The organism is Thermosynechococcus sp. OHK43, assembly GCF_014466085.1.
GTDB lineage: Bacteria > Cyanobacteriota > Cyanobacteriia > Thermosynechococcales > Thermosynechococcaceae > Thermosynechococcus.
In genome coordinates this window covers 1-2,811 of sequence record NZ_JACOMP010000204.1, presented here as the reverse complement: position 1 = coordinate 2,811, position 2,811 = coordinate 1, and the positions used below count along the sequence as shown (strand labels likewise).

Below are 2,811 nucleotides of genomic sequence, written 5' to 3'. Positions count from 1 at the left end.
GATCCACGAAATACATAAAGTCGTGGGGACTGCCATAGCGGGATGTGGGGGCATAGTAGCCAGTCACTTGGTAGCCCCAAGAGCCATCGAAGGGATGCTCAGCAACGGGCAAAAGTTCAATGTGGGTGTAGCCCAATTCCTTGACGTAGGGAATAAGTTTGGCCGCCAATTCACGATAGGTGAGAAAGCGTGCCCAGGGCTTGAGTTCTGCCACCTGTACGGGTTCTTGGGGTTGGCCATCGGCCCCAATGGGGGGATCCTCCATGGAGGCATGGAGCCACGATCCGAGGTGCACCTCATAGACAGAAATCGGTTGGGTAAGGGGGTCGGTGTGGCGCCGTTTTTCTAGCCAGTCGTTGTCGCCCCATTGGTAGCTATTGAGGTCGGTGACAATGGAAGCAGTCTTGGGACGCGGTTCTTGGTAGAAGCCGTAGGGATCTGATTTTTCGTAGATGTGGCCCTCTTGGTTCTTAATTTCGTACTTATAGTGCTCGCCGACACCCAACCCGGGGATAAAGAGTTCCCAGATGCCATTGCCCCGTCGTGCCATTTGGTGTTTGCGGCCATCCCAGTGGTTAAAGTTACCAATGACAGAGACATTGCGGGCATTCGGTGCCCAGACGGCGAAATACACCCCCGCGACGCCATCGACTGTGAGCAGGTGTGCCCCTAGTTTTTCATAGATGCGGTGGTGATTACCCTCGGCAAAGAGATGAACATCAAAATCCGTCAGCTTTGGAGAGCGGAAGGCATAGGGGTCATAGATAACCCGCTCGTGGCCATTTTCGCAGATTTTTAGTTGGTAGTTATTGAGTTCTGCTACGGGAATATGGCACTCGAAGAAGTGGGGGTGGTGCACCGACGTCATCGGATATTCTTGCCGCTGCTCGGGACAGAGGACACTCACCCGCTCGGCATTCGGTAAGTAGGCACGTACCGCCCACACGGATTGGCCATTTTCCTGAATCTGATGACATCCCAAAATTTCAAAGGGATCGTGGTGCTGGTTGGAAACAATGCGGTCAATCTGCTCGGGCGAAACGGTCATATTTTTATACTTTCGTAAAATATAGGGACAATACTATAGAAAAGTTAACAATCAGAATGCTCCCCTTGACAAGGGTATGAAGGCTATTTCTCTGGTTTCTCTGGATCGGCTGCGTGGGCTAAGAGTCCTTTGAGTAGCTCCCGCAATAGGCTCGGTCCTTGGTAAATCCAACCGGTGTAGAGTTGCACTAGGGTTGCACCGGCCGCCAGTTTTTCAATGACATCCTCGGGCGTGAAAATCCCCCCTACCCCAATGATCGGCAGAGTGCCTTGGGTCTGCTTGTGGATAAAGCGAATCACGGCGGTAGCGCGATCGCGCAAAGGGGCGCCACTGAGACCGCCGGCCTCCGCCGCGGGCGATCGCCCCGTCTGAGGAATAGTCTGGCTTTTCAGCCCCTCCCGTGCCACGGTGGTATTGGTGGCTACAATCCCGGCAAGTTCATAGGCCTGCAGGAGATCAAGAATGGCAGCAATCTGTTCCCAACTCAAATCGGGGGCAATTTTCAGCAGCAGGGGCTTGCGGGGGTGATTGGCGGTTTGGAGCGTTTCCAAAATGGGTTCCAGTTGTTCCTTGGCTTGCAGGTCCCGCAGTCCCGGTGTGTTGGGCGAACTCACATTAATCACGAAATAATCCCCCAGGGGATGGAGGCGGCGAAAACTGGCTAAGTAATCCTCTTTGGCGGCCTCCAAAGGGGTAATTTTTGATTTGCCTAGGTTAATGCCGATGGGAATATTGGGTGGGGGCGATCGCTCTAAGGAGGCAGCCATCGCCTCTGCCCCAGCATTATTAAACCCCATGCGATTGATGACAGCGCGATCGGCCCCTAGGCGAAAGAGGCGCGGCCGAGGATTGCCCGGCTGCGGATGCCACGTAACGGTGCCCAATTCAGCAAAGCCAAAGCCAAAGGCCGACCAGACACTGCGGGCAACCCCATTCTTATCAAACCCCGCTGCCAAACCAATGGGGTTCGGAAAGCGCAACCCCCACACCTGCCGCTCTAGGCGGGGGTCTGAAAGGGCATACCGTTGCTGGAGTTGTTGCCGTAGCCAAGTGCCTAGGGAACGATCTTGATTGAGCCACCCACAGAGAGAGATAAACTGCTGATGCAAAAATTCTGGATCCGCCTGCAACCCAGAAAAAAGCAGTGGCCGCAGCAGGTGCCGATAGGGATCAATGGCCATCTAAACTGCCACTGCCTCACCTAAAAGGGCAAACTGGCAACACGGTCACCCTAGTCCAGATAGCCCATGAGGACAGGGGAATCATCAATGATATTGGAGGCAATGGGACGCTCTCCAGCGGAATAGTAGGTTTCAGCAATGTGTAGGCCACTGGTGGTAATCGGACGAATGCCCATCCAATTCACTGTCTCAACAATTTCAAAGTCATCCGCCGCCACTGGCCGCACCCCCATGATGTTGAGGGTTTCAACCACCCGGAAATTGGTTGCCACAATGGGGCGAATACCAGCGGAGTTGATGCTGTCGTAGATTTGCAGGCCACTGCTGAGCACAGGCCGCTCACCGGCATCTTTGATCATGTGCACCACTTGCACCGGACTGGCCTCAATGGGGCGTAGGCCGGCACTATTAAAGGTTTGCCACACCACAATGTCACTGGCTTGGGTGGTGCCGGCGGGGGCAAGCGCCGTTTTTTCGGCGAGGGAGACCATTTGACCGCTATTTTCCTTGGTGGGCGGATTGCTGCGACGGGGGGGACGACCAGCTTTGGCTGTGGGTTCTTCGGGGGGTGGGGTTTGGGGG

General features: G+C 54.9%; 2 protein-coding genes and 1 pseudogene. All 3 read right to left on the bottom strand.

Annotated elements, in window-relative coordinates; translation table 11 throughout:
• A pseudogene (locus tag H8Q75_RS08795) lies at positions 1-1,048 on the bottom strand (1,4-alpha-glucan branching enzyme); the annotation flags it as partial.
• A gap of 83 nt (positions 1,049-1,131) precedes the next feature.
• Positions 1,132-2,229: a quinone-dependent dihydroorotate dehydrogenase gene (locus tag H8Q75_RS08790; RefSeq protein WP_024125971.1), complete on the bottom strand. Its 1,098-nt coding sequence runs from the start codon at positions 2,227-2,229 to the stop codon at positions 1,132-1,134.
• 50 nt (positions 2,230-2,279) lie between these two features.
• Positions 2,280-2,811, bottom strand: a 532-nt coding sequence (locus H8Q75_RS08785) for a hypothetical protein (RefSeq protein ID WP_297041163.1), incomplete at its 5' end; no start/stop codon positions are given.

Excerpts from the sequence above, each read along its gene's own strand:
- H8Q75_RS08790 (WP_024125971.1), bottom strand. The coding sequence starts at position 2,229 with ATGGCCATTGATCCCTATCGGCACCTGCTGCGGCCACTGCTTTTTTCT.